This is a genomic window from Bacillus sp. TL12 (assembly GCF_022625245.1).
Lineage (GTDB): Bacteria > Bacillota > Bacilli > Bacillales > Bacillaceae_G > Bacillus_A.
In genome coordinates, this window is record NZ_JAJJBY010000202.1 from 1 (window position 1) to 511 (window position 511).

General features: G+C 39.5%; 1 protein-coding gene. It reads right to left on the reverse strand.

What is annotated here, in order from left to right:
- Positions 1-511: IS4 family transposase (locus LOK41_RS28520; protein ID WP_241819451.1), on the reverse strand; the 511-nt coding region annotated here is incomplete at both ends.

Here is a 511-nt window from a genome sequence, read left to right on the forward strand (position 1 = left end):
GATATCTTTTTGTATCGCTTCATGCAGGAGAGGCAGGTAATCTTTTATCATGTATATGGCTTTGTATTCACTCAGTTCTTTTTTCTTCTTTCGCAGAAGCAACTCTCGCATTTGAAACATCGTAGAAGAACAAAGTAAGATGGCAATTAATTGACCATACAAATGACACTCTAATCGCTCACGCTTCACCTTTTTACAATGATGAATCTGAAAAAACGATTTCCATGTTTTAAACAAAATTTCTATTTGCCAACGCAAAGAATACAGGTCATGGACGTGTCCCGTCGGGACAACATCAGTAGAGACGTTCGTCATATATACATTTATCCCGCTCAGCCGTTTACTACGAGGCGAATACGTCATCCCTTTCTTTTTTTCACGAACCGCTTGATCTCGTAGTCGCTTTTGCTGTTGTTCTTTTGTTAGTCGATGAATAATCACACGAGTTGGTACTTTATCAGTCATTCCTACATAAGCCTCGGGTATTTCACATGTTTGCCCTGGCTGAAGA